The 17,069-nt window shown below is 43.5% G+C and carries 19 protein-coding genes; all 19 read left to right on the top strand.

Features of this window, described 5'->3' with window-relative positions; all coding sequences use genetic code 11:
• Position 1: 1 nt before the first annotated feature.
• The 19 genes from MHI32_RS18705 to MHI32_RS18615 all read left to right on the top strand — a co-directional run bounded on the left by MHI32_RS18705 (position 2) and on the right by MHI32_RS18615 (position 17,069).
• On the top strand, positions 2–499 hold the full coding sequence (locus tag MHI32_RS18705; RefSeq protein WP_036688543.1) for a flagellar hook capping FlgD N-terminal domain-containing protein: 498 nt from the start codon (positions 2–4) through the stop codon (positions 497–499).
• Positions 496–879: a TIGR02530 family flagellar biosynthesis protein gene (locus MHI32_RS18700; protein ID WP_036688541.1), complete on the top strand. Its 384-nt coding sequence runs from the start codon at positions 496–498 to the stop codon at positions 877–879. The genes MHI32_RS18705 and MHI32_RS18700 overlap by 4 nt, the downstream gene beginning before the upstream one ends.
• A 104-nt stretch (positions 880–983) precedes the next feature.
• Positions 984–1,802, top strand: a complete 819-nt coding sequence (gene flgG / locus MHI32_RS18695) for a flagellar basal body rod protein FlgG (RefSeq protein WP_036688538.1) — start codon at positions 984–986, stop codon at positions 1,800–1,802.
• Between the two features lie 89 nt (positions 1,803–1,891).
• Entirely contained in the window at positions 1,892–2,116 is a 225-nt protein-coding gene (locus MHI32_RS18690; RefSeq protein WP_036688535.1) for a flagellar FlbD family protein, read from the top strand.
• Positions 2,113–2,580 (top strand): flagellar basal body-associated FliL family protein, encoded by a 468-nt coding sequence (locus tag MHI32_RS18685; protein ID WP_076100380.1) that lies wholly within the window; start codon positions 2,113–2,115, stop codon positions 2,578–2,580. The genes MHI32_RS18690 and MHI32_RS18685 overlap by 4 nt, the downstream gene beginning before the upstream one ends.
• Positions 2,581–2,619: 39 nt before the next feature.
• Positions 2,620–3,618, top strand: a complete 999-nt coding sequence (gene fliM, locus MHI32_RS18680; RefSeq protein WP_036688529.1) for a flagellar motor switch protein FliM — start codon at positions 2,620–2,622, stop codon at positions 3,616–3,618.
• Positions 3,608–4,912: a flagellar motor switch phosphatase FliY gene (fliY, locus tag MHI32_RS18675; RefSeq protein ID WP_076182668.1), complete on the top strand. Its 1,305-nt coding sequence runs from the start codon at positions 3,608–3,610 to the stop codon at positions 4,910–4,912. Before fliM ends, fliY begins: the two co-directional genes overlap by 11 nt.
• Positions 4,913–4,938: 26 nt before the next feature.
• The gene (locus MHI32_RS18670) at positions 4,939–5,304 is read left to right on the top strand and encodes a response regulator (RefSeq protein WP_076127811.1); all 366 of its coding nucleotides are present in this window, start codon (positions 4,939–4,941) and stop codon (positions 5,302–5,304) included.
• A gap of 9 nt (positions 5,305–5,313) precedes the next feature.
• Positions 5,314–5,838: a flagellar biosynthetic protein FliO gene (locus MHI32_RS18665; RefSeq protein WP_076127813.1), complete on the top strand. Its 525-nt coding sequence runs from the start codon at positions 5,314–5,316 to the stop codon at positions 5,836–5,838.
• Positions 5,835–6,596, top strand: a complete 762-nt coding sequence (gene fliP / locus MHI32_RS18660; RefSeq protein ID WP_076220247.1) for a flagellar type III secretion system pore protein FliP — start codon at positions 5,835–5,837, stop codon at positions 6,594–6,596. The genes MHI32_RS18665 and fliP overlap by 4 nt, the downstream gene beginning before the upstream one ends.
• A gap of 21 nt (positions 6,597–6,617) precedes the next feature.
• Positions 6,618–6,887 (top strand): flagellar biosynthesis protein FliQ, encoded by a 270-nt coding sequence (gene fliQ, locus MHI32_RS18655; protein ID WP_076220246.1) that lies wholly within the window; start codon positions 6,618–6,620, stop codon positions 6,885–6,887.
• 9 nt (positions 6,888–6,896) lie between these two features.
• Positions 6,897–7,682: a flagellar biosynthetic protein FliR gene (gene fliR / locus MHI32_RS18650; RefSeq protein ID WP_036688514.1), complete on the top strand. Its 786-nt coding sequence runs from the start codon at positions 6,897–6,899 to the stop codon at positions 7,680–7,682.
• A gap of 22 nt (positions 7,683–7,704) precedes the next feature.
• Entirely contained in the window at positions 7,705–8,799 is a 1,095-nt protein-coding gene (flhB, locus tag MHI32_RS18645; protein WP_036688512.1) for a flagellar biosynthesis protein FlhB, read from the top strand.
• Positions 8,800–8,817: 18 nt separating this feature from the next.
• The gene (flhA, locus tag MHI32_RS18640; RefSeq protein ID WP_036688509.1) at positions 8,818–10,851 is read left to right on the top strand and encodes a flagellar biosynthesis protein FlhA; all 2,034 of its coding nucleotides are present in this window, start codon (positions 8,818–8,820) and stop codon (positions 10,849–10,851) included.
• The gene (gene flhF / locus MHI32_RS18635) at positions 10,848–12,233 is read left to right on the top strand and encodes a flagellar biosynthesis protein FlhF (protein WP_340010515.1); all 1,386 of its coding nucleotides are present in this window, start codon (positions 10,848–10,850) and stop codon (positions 12,231–12,233) included. The genes flhA and flhF overlap by 4 nt, the downstream gene beginning before the upstream one ends.
• Positions 12,230–13,111, top strand: a complete 882-nt coding sequence (locus MHI32_RS18630; protein ID WP_340010513.1) for a MinD/ParA family protein — start codon at positions 12,230–12,232, stop codon at positions 13,109–13,111. Before flhF ends, MHI32_RS18630 begins: the two co-directional genes overlap by 4 nt.
• 33 nt (positions 13,112–13,144) lie before the next feature.
• Complete coding sequence (locus MHI32_RS18625) at positions 13,145–14,476, top strand: chemotaxis response regulator protein-glutamate methylesterase (protein ID WP_340010511.1); 1,332 nt, start codon at positions 13,145–13,147, stop codon at positions 14,474–14,476.
• Positions 14,477–14,510: 34 nt separating this feature from the next.
• Entirely contained in the window at positions 14,511–16,580 is a 2,070-nt protein-coding gene (locus MHI32_RS18620; RefSeq protein WP_340010509.1) for a chemotaxis protein CheA, read from the top strand.
• A gap of 27 nt (positions 16,581–16,607) precedes the next feature.
• On the top strand, positions 16,608–17,069 hold the full coding sequence (locus MHI32_RS18615; RefSeq protein ID WP_036688501.1) for a chemotaxis protein CheW: 462 nt from the start codon (positions 16,608–16,610) through the stop codon (positions 17,067–17,069).

Raw genomic sequence — 17,069 nt, 5'->3', positions numbered from 1 at the left:
TATGGCGACAACAGTTCCGGTCTCTACTAAAGATCAGTGGAATTATACAACTCCCGACTCTAGTGCACGGACAACGGGTAATTCTACTTTAGGTAAGGATCAGTTTTTGAAGATTTTGATTACTCAGCTGCAAAATCAAGATCCGATGCAACCGATGGAAGATAAAGAATTTATTGCGCAAATGGCCCAGTTTACATCCGTGGAGCAATTGATGAATATCTCTACTCAGCTTAATGCTATGAATCAGTCCCTTGGATCTGTATCCGGGTTGATTGGTAAAGATATTACTTGGACAGACACCGCCACAAAGCTGCCTAAGACAGGTAATGTTGAATCTATCGTTGTTAGCAATGGTATTCAATATGCGGTTGTGGGAAAAGACAGAATTGCTTTAACCGATATTACACAAATTCAGAATGCCGCAGCAACACCAGAAAGCGGTTCTGGTACAGATAGTAATACTCCGGAGAATAGCGGAGGAAGCGGGGCGAGCATATGAGTGACAGGCTAACTATAGGCCAACTGTATCCTGCGTCCCTGCATTCTACAACGTTACAACGATCTTCGCTGCCTAAGCAGTCTGTGGCGGGGGAAGCTTCTTTTGAGAGTTTACTGCAACAGAAACTATTAAAATTCAGCAATCATGCTGCTAAGCGCCTAGAACAAAGAGGGATAGAGCTTGGAAGCGGTCAGTTGGATCAAATTTCATCTGCTGTGGACAAAGCTGCTGCTAAGGGAAGTAAAGAATCCTTGATATTAATGAAGGATTTGGCGTTTATCGTTAGCGTTCCTAATCGCACAGTAGTTACTGCTATGGATGGTAACTCGATCAAAGATAATGTATTTACACAAATCGATAGTGCAATAGTGATTTCATAATAGGCTGGTCCTAACGGAAAGCCGAGGCGGCCGCTGACCGACTGACGCGGTCCCAATTCACTTGGAAAGTTATTAGGACTCTATAATCTGGGAGGACATTAAACATGTTAAGATCAATGTATTCAGGGGTTTCAGGAATGAGAGGCTTTCAAACTAAGCTTGATGTAATCGGTAATAATATTGCTAACGTAAACACTATCGGGTTTAAATCCGGACGTGTTATGTTCAAGGATATTATGAGCCAAACCGTTTCTGGTGTTACTGCACCGGGTGAGGATGGTCAAGGTGGGGTAAATGCGAAACAAGTTGGACTAGGTGTTAGTATTGCTTCTATAGATACCCTACATTTGGCTGGTAGTGCTCAAACCACCAACAACCCAACAGATTTACGTATCGATGGAGATGGTTTTTTCCTGGTTAAGCTTACTGAGGATCAAGATACTGCATTTTTGACCCGCGCCGGAGATTTCCACATTGACGCTGCGCGTAATCTGGTTACCGCTGACGGACTTCATGTTTTAGATTCCGACGGTGGGATCATTCAATTAGGTGACGATGTAACGGCGTTTTCTATCTCTAATGATGGAACAATTGTTCAGACCATGGAAGATGGAACGACTGGAGCTGGGGTGAAGATTGGTGTAGCCAAGGTTACTAACCCATCTGGTCTGGAGAAAATCGGAGGCAATCTGTATCGTATGACACTTAATGCGAATGCAGAAGGCGAACTAGTTCCGACTACAGCGAACAATACAGAAGATGGCACCGGGGCAATCATCTCTGGACAGCTGGAAATGTCCAATGTGGATCTTACCAATGAATTTACAGAAATGATCGTATCACAGCGTGGATTCCAGGCGAATTCCCGTATCATCACAACTTCTGATGAAGTGCTGCAGGAAGTAGTAAACCTGAAGCGTTAATTTAATCAATAAATTCTATATTTTCTTAAATGGTTCATGCGGAGTCGTGGGGGAGTTACTCCTCCCCCTATTTTGTTAGGAGGCCTGTTATGATATCGGTAACAAGATTAAATGGAACACCGATGTGGATCAATGCCCTACTGGTCGAAATGGTAGAAGAAAGCCCGGATACATATATTACGCTCGTAACCGGAAAAAGACTGATCGTTCTCGAAAAAGCCGATGAGGTTATTACGAAGATCCGGGATTATAACAGGGACATAGGCACATATGCTGCCACCATTAAAATCCAGTCAATGGAGGAGCTAACATGAAAAAGATGATGCCGTGGCTCATCACGATATTACTAGCGATTACTCTGATAGTGGTCGCCGCATTTTTACTAATGGACAGGATCTTTCCGAAAGATACGAACGAGGTAAGTGCTGCTGTTCAAAATGTGGAGACAAAACATTTAACTGCAGATGAAATCGTCGAATTGACGGCAGAGATCATTGATATCAAAACAAATCTTGCTGATCCCGATTTTATCCTTCAAGTAGATTTCGCCTTCCAACTGAGTTCTGCGAAATCAAAGGAAGAATTCGAAAAAATAAAAGAGATCAAAATCAAACCAATAATTATCAAGACGCTTGCAGATACCAAACCTGAGGACCTTAATGGAGCGAATGGAAAAGATCAGCTTAGCAGTAAGCTTATTAATCTGATCAATAAGACATTGACTGAGGGCCAAATTACTCAGATCGAAATCACCAAATTCCTTTTGGCTTCTGTGTAGCTTTATTCCTGATAATTCTTTGATGGGGGGGTGATTGAATTGGTTGATGTACTATCACAAAACGAAATTGATGCTCTACTTGCTGCACTTTCTTCAGGTGAGATGGACGCCGATGAACTTAAAAAGGAAGAAACTCAGAAGAAAATCCGCTCTTATGACTTTAAACGGGCTGTCCGCTTTTCCAAAGATCATATCCGCAGTCTTACACGGATACATGACAATTTCGCCCGTTATCTTACAACGTATTTTTCAGCCCAATTGCGCACCTTCGTTCAGATTAATGTCGTTCAAGTAGAGCAGCTCCCTTATGATGAATTTATTCGCTCCATACCGAAAATGACGATATTGAACATTTTTGAAGCAGAACCTTTAGAGGGCCGCATGGTAATGGAAGTTCATCCTAACATTGCTTTTGCTATGCTGGACAGGTTGCTTGGAGGCTTTGGAACTGCACCTTCTAAGATTAATGCTCTTACTGAGATCGAAACAACAATTATGGAGCGCATCTTTAGTAGATGTTTTGAGAGTCTGCAGGAGGCTTGGAAAACGGTGCTGGATATTCATCCGCGGATGGAAGCTCTTGAGACGAACCCGCAGTTCATGCAGATTGTATCGCCCAATGAGACCATTGCATTAATCTCTCTAAGTACCAAAATTGGAGACACAACAGGCATGATCAATCTTTGTATACCGCATGTCGTTCTAGAGCCTATCATGTCCAGACTTTCTGTTCACCAATGGTTTGTGACAGAGAAGAAGACGCGGGATGAAGATGAGCTTCTGGCCATTAGAGCTAGAGTTCATAAAGCGAAGCTGCCGATTGTTGCTGAACTTGGAGAATCGAGCTTATCCATATCTGAATTCCTAGGGCTTAGCGTCGGTGACGTGATTTCTCTCAACAGAAACGTAGATTCTGGACTGTCGATTAAGGTAGGGGAGAAGCTTAAGTTCATCGGAAGTCCCGGAATGGTTAAAGATCGGGTAGCCGTGCAAATAGACGAAATTGTCAATGAAGGAGTTGAAGAATTTGACGAGTAAAGATTATTTATCCCAAGAAGAAATCGACGCCCTTCTGAGACAATCTGCGGAGGGCTCATTAGCTCCTACGGAGAAAACGGTAGATGACTATCTAACACCGTTTGAACAGGATGCTTTGGGCGAAATTGGTAATATAACGTTTGGCAGTGCAGCAACAGCACTTTCCACTTTACTAGGGAAAAAAGTAGATATTACAACCCCTCAAGTTTCGATCATTACACGCGGGGAGTTTGAAATCGCTTTTCCTAAACCGCATGTAGCTGTTCACGTTCAATATGTGGATGGGTTTCAAGGGATTAACTCACTTGTTATTAAGATTAGGGATGCGCAGGTTATTGCCGATCTGATGCTTGGCGGTGCTGGCGAACCTAAGGATGAAGAGTTGAATGAAATTCATATTAGCGCTGTGCAAGAAGCTATGAATCAAATGATGGGTTCTTCTGCTACATCGATGTCTACGATTTTTAATCGGTTTGTTAATATCTCACCTCCGGGTATAGACATTTTAAATATGTCCAGCGGAGAAGGAGTAGGCAGTCTGCCAGACGATGAGACCCTAATTCGTATTTCGTTCCGGCTTAAAATTGGTGATTTGATAGATTCTACTATTATGCAGCTCTTGCCTGTTCAGTTCGCAAAAGATATGGTATCCATGCTTCTTGGTGATGTTAGTCCTGCAGAGGAGGAGGCAGCGGTCACAATGGCTGAAACACCTGCCGTGACTAATTCTGCTGAGACACCACCTCCAGCACCTCCGGTGCAACAGGCGCCCTCACAGCCCGCAGGAGGAACGCAACCACCATATCCACCGCAGGGTATGCCACCGTATCCAGGGATGCCAGAAGGCGGGTATTATTATCCTCCAGCGGGTATGCCAGCATACGGAATGCCTGGGATGCCACCATACGGTATGCCACCGCAAGGGATGCCATATGGACAGACACCACCGCTTAATTCTGAGGCAAATCGCAATGTAAATGTACAGCCTGTGCAATTTGCAAATCTGAATGGTGGGGCCTTTGGTCATATTGATGAAAATAATTTAAATTTATTGATGGACATACCGCTTAGAGTAACCGTAGAATTAGGAAGGACCCAGAAGCAGATCAAAGATATTTTAGAAATGTCACAAGGCTCAATTATTGAGCTGGACAAGCTCGCAGGTGAGCCTGTAGATATTTTGGTTAACAACAAGCTTATTGCCAAAGGTGAAGTCGTTGTTATCGACGAAAACTTTGGCGTACGCGTTACGGATATCGTCAGCCAGTGGGACCGAATTCAGAAATTACAATAAGCATACTTAGGGAGGATTTTGTAAAAATGGCTAACCGAATTCTAATCGTGGACGATGCAGCATTTATGAGAATGATGATCCGTGACATTTTGTCGAAAAACGGATTTGAAGTAGTGGGCGAAGCTCAGGACGGTTCTCAAGCGATAGAAAAATTCAAGGAACTGCGTCCGGACCTCATCACGATGGATATTACTATGCCTGAGATGGACGGAATCGCCGCCCTGAAAGAAATCAAAAAAGTAGATCCGGCTGCAAAGGTTATTATGTGTTCAGCCATGGGCCAGCAGGCTATGGTTATCGATGCAATCCAAGCAGGAGCTAAAGACTTTATTGTGAAGCCTTTCCAAGCTGACCGGGTTATCGAAGCTATTAACAAAACGTTGGGCGCGTAGGATAAAGTCATGTTATATTCCGAAGCGTTCGGAAGCAGTAACACCCTGCTGAATTTGTTTAAAGTTATTATTGTCCTGGCGATAATCATTGTACTTATAGTGGTACTAATTCGTTTTCTTGGACGACGTAATCAGACCTTTATGAGCAACCGTTCCATAAGAACGCTTGGTGCAATTGGGCTTGGACCTAATAAGTCGATGCAGGTTATCGAACTGGGAAGCAGTCTTTACTTAATCGGGATTGGTGAGAATATATCCATTTTGGATAAAGTCACCGATCCGGATGAGGTAGCATTGATCATTGCGGCATTTGAGGATCAGTCCTCTAACCAGAATAATTTCCTCGCACCGCTTATTGCCAAGGTTAAGGTAAAGCTGCGTGGGGAGGTTCCATCTCAGGAAATTGAACTTAGTGAAACATCATCTTTTTACGAGACTTTGCAATCCAAGCTTCGTTCTGCACCAGAGCGTAAAGAGAAAATGGAAGAGCTGCTTCGGGATGATGTTACTAAGGATGAGTCGAGGAATATATGAAAAAGAAGCTAATTCTTGCTATTCTGCTGTTCGGTATTATCAGTGTGGTTATGATGACGCCGATACATGCTGATCCTATACCTAATGTTAATATTCAGGTCGGTAATGAAGGTTCAAGCAGTGGTACCAGTTCCATATCAATTCTTCTTCTTGTTACGGTTCTGAGTATTGCTCCGGCGTTTCTGGTTCTTATGACTAGCTTTACTAGAATTGTAATCGTATTAGGTTTTGTGAGAACCTCGCTGGGTACTCAGAATATGCCTCCGAACCAGGTGCTGGTAGGGCTTGCTCTGTTTCTGACCCTGTTCATTATGTCACCAACGCTGGCCACAGTGAATGAAAACGCGTTGCAGCCGTATATGAAGGGGACAATCACCCAGACCGAGGCTTTTGATAAAGCTGCTGATCCGATGAAAGAATTTATGTTTAAACAGACGAACACCAAAGATCTTCTGTTATTTATGAAATACACCGGTTATACCGGATCTACTAAACCGGCTACATACAGTGATATTCCACTGACGGTGATGGTGCCAGCTTTCGCAATTGGTGAATTGAAAAAAGCTTTTACAATGGGCTTCTTAATTTTCATACCATTCCTGATTATTGATATTGTTGTGGCGAGCACGCTAATGGCCATGGGGATGATGATGCTTCCCCCGGTTATGATTTCATTACCTTTTAAAATAATGCTCTTTGTACTGGTAGACGGCTGGTACTTAGTCATTAAATCATTACTTCTTAGTTTTAACACCTGACCTAAAGAGGAGGCATGAGGGATGAGTACGGAGTTTATAATCGGGCTAGCAAGCCAAGCCGTATATTTAGTGCTGGAAGTCAGCGCACCCATGCTGATTCTTGGTCTGGTGGTAGGACTAATAATCAGTATTTTTCAGGCTACGACACAGATTCAGGAACAGACGCTAGCGTTTGTTCCCAAAATCGTCGCAGTGCTACTGGCTTTATTGCTATTTGGTCCGTGGATCGTCACGAAGCTGATTGACTTTACAAGCCAAATTTTGGGTAATCTCTATATGTATATTGGTTAATCAATGAACATGGAGACCATACTGCAAAGTTTACCCGTCTTTTTGCTTATTTTTTGTCGAATAACCGCTTTTTTTGTTGTCGTTCCTGTATTTTCTTCACAAGGGGTCCCGACAACCTTTAAGATTGGCATTTCTTTTTTTGTAGCATTGGTTGTCTTTAGTGCTAACGGAACAGGGCTTACGATCCCGCAGGATTTCAGTTATATTTTGCTGATTGCCAGAGAGGTATTAATAGGATTATTGCTAGGTTTCGTTGGATATTTGATGTTTATGGCGATTCAGACAGCAGGTTCATTTATTGATATTCAGATTGGCTTCGGTATTGCTAATGTTATCGATCCTATGACTGGAACGTCTGCACCAATTCTTGGTAATTTCAAATATATGATAGCCCTGCTAATGTTTCTAAGCATGAATGGTCATCACCATCTGCTAGATGCTATTGTGTACAGTTATAAATGGGTTCCTATGAATAATGATTTATTTCTAGGCATGATTGACGGTAGTTTGTCAGAGTTTCTGGTTCGAACATTTGCTCAGTCCTTTGTACTCGCTTTTCAAATGTCGGCTCCTTTAGTAACTGCGCTGTTTCTGACTGATGTTGGCCTTGCTTTCTTGGCGAGAACGGCTCCGCAATATAATGTATTTGTTATTGGGGTTCCGCTCAAAATCATTATAGGTCTTGCACTGCTTTTAGTGCTGATGCCTGGTCTGGCTGTGCTGTTTCAGAATCTCTTCGATATCATGTTCGAATCCATGGAGAATTTATTGAATCTCATGGGGAAGAGTCCGTAGGTGACCGTAAGGGGAGCGTATTATGCCTAAGACGAAGCGGTATAGACTGGATCTTCAACAATTCGCCGGTGAAAAGACGGAAAAAGCAACCCCGAAGAAACGGCAAGATGCTCGTAAAAAGGGTCAAGTAGCCAAAAGTGCTGAGCTATCCGGTGCAGTTGTATTGTTATCAGCAGTAGTTAGCTTGATGATGTTTGGTGGTTTTATGAAAGAACGCTTCATGAAGCTATATATGGATGTATTTCAGAATCAAATGACACTGGAGGTTACTCCTGAGAATATAACGCTGCTATTTAATCAATATGGACTACAAATACTGATTTTGCTAGCTCCATTACTTGGAATAGTTTTTGTTATGGCGCTGGTAAGCAATCTGGCGCAGGTGGGCTTTATGACCACTGGAGAGGGGATCACCCCTAAATTCAGCAAGCTTAATCCGATAAAAGGGTTCAAAAATATTTTCTCCATGCGTTCGTTTGTCGAGTTCCTGAAATCCATATTTAAGCTTCTAATTATCGCTTATCTGGTATATAGCACTTTATGGGGAGAAAAGAAGAACTTTGCATCCCTGTCGCATATCAGTGCGGAGGGGATTTTTAAATTTGCGGCCAAGCTGACGATGAGTCTTGGTTTGAAAATCGGGGCTGCCCTATTGGCTATGGCTTTTCTGGACTACATGTATCAGAAGTACGAGCATGAAAAGAGCCTGAAAATGTCCAAGCAGGATATCAAGGATGAATACAAAAAAATGGAGGGTGACCCTCTAATCAAAGGTAAGATCAGGGAACGCCAACGTAGAATGGCCATGCAGCGTATGATGCAGGAAGTTCCAAATGCGGATGTAATCATTACGAATCCTACGCACTTTGCTGTTGCGCTTAAATATGACGGTACCAAGATGGAAGCGCCGCAGATTATAGCAAAAGGGCAGGATTATGTAGCACTTCGCATCCGGGAGCTGGCTAAAGAGCACGGCGTCGTGACTATGGAAAACAAACCGCTGGCACGGGCATTATTCCAAAGGGCAGAGATTGGAGATGTCGTTCCAAATGATCTGTTCCAGGCTGTGGCTGAAGTGCTGGCATATGTATATAAGCTTAAAGGTAAGAGGAGATAAGGCGGGGGGGTTAGGACATTGAAAGCTAAAGATTTAACAGTTTTGCTAGGCATCATCGGGATCGTGCTTATGATGATTCTGCCTATCCCGTCCTGGCTATTGGACGTTTTGCTTGTTATTAACATCTCAATCGCATTAATTATCATTCTGGTTGCTATGAATACGAAAAATGCACTCGAATTTTCAATTTTCCCTTCATTGCTCCTAGTAACCACACTGTTTCGTCTGTCACTTAACATCTCGACTACAAAACTGATCCTGACTTATGGAGATGCCGGTTCAGTGGTATCTACTTTCGGTAGCTGGATCGCTGGCGGACAAATTGCTGTTGGATTTATCGTGTTTCTGATCTTGGTAGTAGTTCAGTTTATTGTTATCACCAAAGGTTCAGAGCGCGTAGCTGAGGTAGGCGCTAGATTTACCTTGGATGCGATGCCCGGTAAGCAAATGAGTATTGATGCCGATCTTAACGCAGGCATGATTAACGAAACCCAGGCACGTGAGCGTCGTCGTAACGTAGAACGCGAAGCGGATTTTTTCGGAGCCATGGACGGTGCGAGTAAATTCGTTAAAGGAGACGCGATTGCGAGTATTATCATCTTGCTGATCAATCTCATCGGTGGATTTATCATCGGTATGATGGTTCACGGGATGGACTTTGCTACTGCGTTATCCACTTATTCTGTATTGACCATCGGGGACGGTCTCGTCAGTCAAATTCCAGCTTTGCTGATTTCGACAGCAGCCGGCCTGATTGTTACTAGAGCTTCTTCGGAAGGTAATCTTGCAGAAGAGCTGACAGGACAGTTATTGTCCTATCCGAAATTGTTGTATATTGTCGCAGTTACGGTAGCTTTTCTTGGACTCTTTACACCCATACATATGATTACAACGCTCCCATTGGCCGGATTGCTGGCTTTTGCAGCCTACCGTATGGGACAAAATTTAAATAAGAAACAGATTGCCGAAGAGCAACTTGTTGAAGAGAAGCAGATTGAAGAGGTACGAAGTCCGGAAAGTGTCATTAATTTGCTGTCAGTTGATCCCATTGAATTCGAGTTTGGTTATGGTCTTATTCCTTTGGCGGATACAGGTCAGGGAGGCGATCTGTTAGATCGTATCATCATGATTCGACGGCAATGTGCCCTAGAAATGGGTCTTGTAGTACCTGTTATTCGCATTCGCGACAATATTCAACTAAAACCGAATGAATATGTCATAAAAATTAAAGGAAATACAGTCGGCGGTGGTGAATTATTACTTAATCATTACCTTGCAATGAGTCCAGGATATGATGATGAATCTATAAACGGTATTGAGACCATCGAACCATCCTTTGGGCTTCCAGCATTATGGATTGATGAATCGGTTAAAGAGCGGGCTGAATTGTCCGGCTATACTGTAGTAGACCCTCCATCTGTTGTCGCAACACATCTGACGGAGTTAATCAAACGTCATGGACATGAGCTGATAGGAAGACAAGAAACTAAGATGCTGGTGGACAACCTTAGGGATAATTATCCAGTGCTCGTCGACGATCTTATTCCTTCCGTATTGGCGATTGGGGATGTGCAGAAGGTTCTTGCTAAGCTGCTTCGTGAAAAGATATCGATCAGAGATTTGGTTACGATTTTTGAGACATTGGCGGATTATGGGACATACACCAAGGATCCGGATATTCTCACTGAATATGTTCGTCAGTCCTTATCCAGACAGATTACTCAGCAATTCTCACAAGTAGGAGAGACACTGAAAGTCATCACAGTTGGACCTAATCTTGAAAAGAAAATTTCCGAGAGTGTGCAGCAATCTGAACAGGGAAGTTATTTGGCCCTTGATCCAACTTCGACACAAACGATCTATCAGCGGTTAAGTGAACAGATCAATCGATTGCTGCAGACAGGGCAACAGCCAATAGTGCTCACATCACCAACCATTCGTATGTATTTGCGGCAGGTGATTGAACGAACGATGCAGGACATTCCTGTACTGTCTTATAGCGAGCTAGAGCCTAACATTGAAATACAAAGCGTCGGAGTGGTGAATTTATGAGAGTGAAGCGTTACGTGGTCGATTCGATGCCTGACGCCATGCTTTCCATTCGCAACGAGCTTGGGAGCGAGGCCGTCATTTTAAGTACAAAGGAAATCAAAATCGGCGGATTTTTAGGGTTATTTAAGAAGAAAAAAATAGAAGTTGTAGCAGCAGTAGAAAAGGCAGAGAAGAATAATGTTCCAAAAAAGCCGGCTGCGCCAGCGATTAACATTCCACGGAGTGCAGTACCACAGGCTTATCAAAAAGCGTCATCTGCTTCAACTACATCTTCTATACCTTCCGTACCTTCTGTTTCATTAGAAAAGCCAGAAGAGTCACGGACGTTTGCTGAGATTGCCGCAGCCTTATCGGAAGCTATCAATGTACAAGAATCGATAGCCAGGCATCCGGAGCCAGTACCTGAGCAAAAACTTCCTGAATTAAATCTGGATGATGCACCTTCTGTATCAGCGTTGTATGAATCATTAGGATTAGAACAATCGCCAGAGGTTGCCACTGCTCTCGAAAATGATGTTCTACGTGAGATTAGAGATATGAAGCTCTGGATGGAGCGAATTGCCAGACAATCCTCAGGTGGAAGAGAACTGCCAGACAGTCTGCAGGAGCTACGGGATCTTTTATTAGAGCAAGAAATGGATGCTGTGCTTGTTGAGGAATGGATCAGTAACATCTCGGAACGTTGGGTAGATGAAGGGCGTACTTGGGGACCAGAGAAATTTATGGGATCTCTTAAAGAACAGATTGATGGTTTCCTGACGGGACGAATTGCTGATGGAATTGCCCGGGATACTCAAATTGTATATATTGCCGGACCCACTGGAGTTGGAAAGACCACAACCATAGCTAAGCTTGCGGCAGAACAGCTATTTAAGCACGGACGCAAGGTAGGTTTTATCACCTCCGATACGTATAGAATCTCAGCTGTTGAACAGTTGCGAACCTATGCTGCTATCCTCAATGTTCCACTGGAGGTTGTCCAATCGCCAGGAGATTTGCAAAGAGCACTCTTTCGCTTGGAGAGTTGTGATCTAGTATTAATGGATACAGCTGGCCGAAATTATCGCAATGATATGCTAGTAGCAGAACTGCAAAGCTTGCTTGCGAAGGAATTGAGAAGTGAAACCTATCTTGTGCTTAGCCTGACCTCCAAAAGCCGTGATATGAAACTTATTGCAGAGCATTTCGGCAGATATAGACTGGATAAGGTTATTTTCACAAAGCTGGATGAGACGGGGAGTTACGGCCCGCTCTTTAATGTCCTGAATGACTTCCCACTTACCTTGTCTTATATGACTGATGGTCAAAATGTACCTGATGATCTGCTTATGGCTACCAAAGGACAGCTTAGTGAGTTGCTTCTTGGAACAGGTGAAACATGATGGATCAGGCACAATCCTTAAGACAGCTTGTATCCAGTCAGGATTCTAAAGTAGCTGTAAGAGGGGGATCATCCGCCAGGATCATTACGGTGTGTAGTGGTAAAGGGGGCGTTGGTAAGTCGAATTTTACACTTAACTTCGCTCTAACTTTAAAGGCTATGGGCAAACGGGTTTTACTGTTCGATGCAGATATCGGCATGGCTAATATAGATGTGTTGATGGGCGTATCGGCGAGATATAATCTTTATCATTTGTTAAAAAGAGAAGCGGATATCGAGCAGATTATTCAATACGGTCCGAATTCGCTCCCTTTTATAGCTGGTGGCTCTGGAATGGATGAGCTATTTACTCTTTCAGAGTCTGATCTTGATTATTTCACAAATCAGATAGCACTTATCGCGGACAGCATGGATTATATTTTATTCGATACAGGTGCTGGATTATCTAAGGAAACGATGAAGTTTATAACTTCTGCCGACGATTGCTTAGTCGTTACTACACCAGAACCAACAGCTATCACAGATGCATACGCATTAATGAAGGTTGTGAATCGTTCCTATCCTGAGACTTCCTTTAAATTGATTGTGAACCAGGCAGGTGATGAAAGGGAAGCCATAGCGACAAGCGACAAGATCCGAATGGCCGCCAGTCGTTTTTTGCAATTAGATATTTCTTATCTTGGTCATATAAGCTCAGATGCCCATGTAGTGCAGGCTGTCAAAAGGCAAACGCCTTTCACATTGGCTTTTCCAAACTGTATTGCTGCAAAGGATATACATCGGCTTGCCCTAAGTTATTTGACCATTGATTCTAAAAAGACCACAAAAGTCCAAGGGATTAAAGGCTTTATCCATAAATGGTTAAAGCGAAGTAAATAGTTGTTCTGAATTTGGGACAGAGGTGGAAATGATATGAAGCCATATAAAGTATTGGTTGTTGATGATTCGGCATTTATGCGCAAGATCATTTCCGATTTAATTGAAAATGACGCTGACTTTCAGGTGACGGCAACAGCAAAAAACGGTCGTGAGGCTATCGAAAAAATCAATGAGCTTCGTCCAGATCTGGTTACTATGGATGTAGAAATGCCAGAAATGAACGGCCTGGAAGCGCTGAAAATAATAATGGCCTCAGACCCTCTGCCAGTGATTATGCTGTCAGGGATCAATGAAGAGGGCATGAAGGAAACCATTCTTGCACTGGAATGGGGCGCTTTTGACTTTATTCGTAAACCTTCGATTACCAACTCTCAGGATATCATGGGAGTGGGAGAATCCTTAAGGGAACAAATGAAAGAGGCTATGATGGCCCGGGAGCAGCGCGAAGCACGTGCTTCTGCATTTAAGTTGCCAGACATACCGCCAGTAGAAGTCGCACCGCCAACTGTACCGAGAGTGATGCCCGGCAAACCCAAGGTAGAACCTAAAGCTTCACTCAAAAATGAAGTGACCAAAAAACCGCGGGTGAAGCAGCCGTTAGATCATACTGTTCCTAAAAGAGCAGCAAAACCATTAATCTCTACTCCACCACCTTTATCAGAAAAGAGTAATGCAAGGTCAAGAGTAGAGAATAACGCTACCCCACCAAAACCGTTGCCTAAACCTAAAGTGGAAGTGTCTTCTGACGCTTCTGCAAATCCTCAGGTCCGGAAGTATGGGAGTAATGATCTGCAAAAGTTGGTTGCCGTGGGGTGCTCTACAGGTGGACCACGTGCTCTAAAGGTATTTCTGGAGAAGATTCCTGCGGATTTTCCAGCGCCTATTGTTATTGTGCAGCATATGCCGCCTAACTTTACCAAATCACTAGCCCAGCGACTGAATACCTTCAGCCCGCTAGAAGTGATTGAAGCTGAGCAGGGGATGATATTGCAAAAAGGAACTGCTTATATAGCACCTGGAGGCTATCATTTACAAGTTGTCCCATCCTCTAGAGGGCAATATGCGGTTGTACTCACAAAGGAGGAGGCACGTAATGGCCATCGACCTTCTGTGGATGTTTTATTTGAATCATTGCTGCCGCTCACATCGTTAGAACGTCATTTGTTACTAATGACAGGGATGGGTAGTGATGGGGCAAGAATGATGAAATCCTTATACGACTCTGGGGTAAACTCAACCTTTGCTGAAAGCGAAGAAACTTGTGTCGTATATGGAATGCCGCGATCTGCGGTGGAATTACAGTGCGTCCAGCACGTACTGCCTTTGCAAGAAATTGCTCCAAGGCTGGTGCAAGCTGTTAAATAACAGAAAAGCGAACTCAAAGGGGAGGTGCTCACTGATGGACATGAACCAATATTTATCCATGTTTATTGATGAGTCGAACGATCATCTGCAGTCATTGAACGAGAGCATGATGGGGCTGGAAGCGAATCCTGAGGACATTAGTATTGTACAGGTAATATTCCGCTCTGCGCATACCTTAAAAGGTATGGCAGCAACTATGGGCTTTGAAGATTTGGCTTCACTCACACACCAAATGGAAAATGTTCTTGATTTGGTACGCAACAACAAACTGCGCATGCAGGATTTCATTTTTGATACGTTGTTCAAAAGTTTGGATGCCTTGGAGTCTATGGTTGAGGATATTACGGGAGGAGGCGAGGGTAAAGCGGATGTTTCGTCTATCGTCTCCTCCTTACAGGCTATAGTCCGGGGAGAGATTCCTGTTGCGGGTGGTGAGGCAGCTTCTGTCTCAGGACCTGCTGCACAAGCGGTTGAAACCCCGATTCATTTAGATGAGTTTCAATTTTCTGTTCTAGAACAGTCGATTCAAGAAGGACATCAAGTATTATATGTGGACGTAACCATTCGCAAGGATTGTCAGCTTAAGGCAGTACGTGCATATATGGTGTTTGATCTTTTGGAGCGTTCAGGTGAAGTGGTTAAATCCTTCCCATCCGTTCAGGATATTGAACAAGAGAAATTTGATCAAAGCTTCTCTCTCTATTACATAACTCAAAAAAGTGCTGATCAAATTCAGGCTATGATACTAAATCTGTCTGAGATTGATAAGGTATCGGCAGTAGCATTGGATCAAGACTCTCTGCAACAGCTGGGTCAAGAAACAGCAGCAGCCTCTGAAGTGGCTGCCACGACTACTGAGGCTCCAGCAGCTACACCTGCGGCTTCTGCCGCTAAACCCCTGCCAACCAAAGAAGAAGGGAACAAACCGGCAGCTCACAAAACAGGTGGGGCACCATCACGTACCATTCGTGTAGATATTGAACGTTTGGACGTGTTGATGAATTTATTCAGTGAACTTCTTATCGACCGTGTCCGATTGGAACAGCTGGCTTCTGAGGTTCAAAATGGTGATCTTACAGAAACGGTTGAGCATATGGGCCGGGTAAGCGGAGATCTCCAGAATATTGTAATGAAGCTGCGGATGGTTCCAGTAGATACAGTATTTAACCGATTCCCACGTATGATTCGTGATCTAGCCAAGTCACTAGACAAAAAAGTAGATCTTATCATCACAGGAGCAGAAACTGAGCTAGACCGAACGGTCATTGACGAAATCGGGGATCCGCTGGTGCATTTATTGCGTAATGCAGTTGACCATGGTATCGAATCCATTGCGGATCGTGTTGCTGCTGGTAAGCCTGAGACCGGAACGGTCTATTTGCGGGCTTTCCACAGTGGTAATCACGTCTTCATTGAGATCGAAGAAGATGGAACAGGGATTTATCCGGAGAAGGTTCTGAAATCTGCTGTGAAGAAGGGTGTTATAACACAAGAGCAGGCAGCCAGTATGTCGGACGATGAAGCTTTTCAGTTGTTATTTGCCCCAGGCTTCAGTACAGCAGAGGTCATTTCTGATGTTTCAGGCCGCGGGGTAGGGCTGGATGTAGTGAAATCTAAGATTTCTTCTTTAGGCGGCAATGTAACGATTTATTCTGCTCCAGGTAAAGGAACAAATTTCTCAGTGCAGCTGCCTTTAACTCTATCAATCATTGCTGCAATGCTTATCCGATTAGGTTCCGAGAAGTATGCCATTCCTTTGACCTCTATAGTGGAAACCGGAATCGTGAAGCAATCTCAGATCCGTACAATCCATGGCAATAAAATGGTAGAATTCCGTGATTCGCATATTCCTCTGGTTTCGCTAAGTCGTCTCTTTTCAGTACCAGATTATGATGAGAGTACCGAAGAAGAAACAGAAATCGTAGTGGTGCGCAAGGGAGAAAGATTAGTTGCCTTAGCAGTACAGGATTTTATTGGCCAGAACGAGGTTGTGATTAAGAATCTGGGTAAATATTTGCCTGATGTACAAGGAATATCTGGCGCAACCATTCTTGGTGATGGTCAAGTAGCACTTATTATTGATCCGAACGCTTTTATTAAATAACTAGGATAGAACAGGGAGGTTCATTCCATGGCTGAAGATATTAAAGTGATAGTGTTTAAATTAGGCGTAGAGGAATATGGAATTGAAGTTGAAAAGGTACAAACTATTGAGCGCATGATGCCCATTACTCGTGTACCTAAGACCTATTCATTTATCAAAGGTGTAATTAATTTACGTGGGGTTGTTATTCCTGTAATTGATCTACGGGGCCGTTTCGGCATCGAAGAGGCTGAACACACCGATCAGACAAGAATCATCATCGTGTCTGTTAATGAAATGGAAGTAGGCTTCATTGTAGACTCTGCAAATGATGTTATAGATTTGAACAGAGATTCTATTGATACACCTCCTGATGTTGTTGGCGGCATCAAGGCAAAGTATTTGGATGGGGTGGCCAAGATTGGAGACGAGCGCTTACTGATTATGCTTAACTTGTCAGAAGTGCTTAACAAAAGCGAAATCGTTCAATTAGAAAGCCTAGAGGGCTAA

This window comes from Paenibacillus sp. FSL H7-0690, from assembly GCF_037980415.1.
GTDB classification, from domain to species: Bacteria; Bacillota; Bacilli; order Paenibacillales; family Paenibacillaceae; genus Paenibacillus_AQ; species Paenibacillus_AQ odorifer.
The sequence above is the reverse complement of the archived record's forward strand: the minus strand, read 5'-3'. Positions and strand labels throughout refer to the sequence as shown.

Excerpts from the sequence above, each read along its gene's own strand:
- MHI32_RS18705 (WP_036688543.1), top strand. The coding sequence starts at position 2 with ATGGCGACAACAGTTCCGGTCTCTACTAAAGATCAGTGGAATTATACA.
- MHI32_RS18700 (WP_036688541.1), top strand. The coding sequence starts at position 496 with ATGAGTGACAGGCTAACTATAGGCCAACTGTATCCTGCGTCCCTGCAT.
- flgG (WP_036688538.1), top strand. The coding sequence starts at position 984 with ATGTTAAGATCAATGTATTCAGGGGTTTCAGGAATGAGAGGCTTTCAA.
- MHI32_RS18690 (WP_036688535.1), top strand. The coding sequence starts at position 1,892 with ATGATATCGGTAACAAGATTAAATGGAACACCGATGTGGATCAATGCC.
- MHI32_RS18685 (WP_076100380.1), top strand. The coding sequence starts at position 2,113 with ATGAAAAAGATGATGCCGTGGCTCATCACGATATTACTAGCGATTACT.
- MHI32_RS18670 (WP_076127811.1), top strand. The coding sequence starts at position 4,939 with ATGGCTAACCGAATTCTAATCGTGGACGATGCAGCATTTATGAGAATG.
- MHI32_RS18665 (WP_076127813.1), top strand. The coding sequence starts at position 5,314 with ATGTTATATTCCGAAGCGTTCGGAAGCAGTAACACCCTGCTGAATTTG.
- fliP (WP_076220247.1), top strand. The coding sequence starts at position 5,835 with ATGAAAAAGAAGCTAATTCTTGCTATTCTGCTGTTCGGTATTATCAGT.
- fliQ (WP_076220246.1), top strand. The coding sequence starts at position 6,618 with ATGAGTACGGAGTTTATAATCGGGCTAGCAAGCCAAGCCGTATATTTA.
- fliR (WP_036688514.1), top strand. The coding sequence starts at position 6,897 with ATGGAGACCATACTGCAAAGTTTACCCGTCTTTTTGCTTATTTTTTGT.
- flhB (WP_036688512.1), top strand. The coding sequence starts at position 7,705 with ATGCCTAAGACGAAGCGGTATAGACTGGATCTTCAACAATTCGCCGGT.
- flhF (WP_340010515.1), top strand. The coding sequence starts at position 10,848 with ATGAGAGTGAAGCGTTACGTGGTCGATTCGATGCCTGACGCCATGCTT.
- MHI32_RS18630 (WP_340010513.1), top strand. The coding sequence starts at position 12,230 with ATGATGGATCAGGCACAATCCTTAAGACAGCTTGTATCCAGTCAGGAT.
- MHI32_RS18625 (WP_340010511.1), top strand. The coding sequence starts at position 13,145 with ATGAAGCCATATAAAGTATTGGTTGTTGATGATTCGGCATTTATGCGC.
- MHI32_RS18620 (WP_340010509.1), top strand. The coding sequence starts at position 14,511 with ATGGACATGAACCAATATTTATCCATGTTTATTGATGAGTCGAACGAT.
- MHI32_RS18615 (WP_036688501.1), top strand. The coding sequence starts at position 16,608 with ATGGCTGAAGATATTAAAGTGATAGTGTTTAAATTAGGCGTAGAGGAA.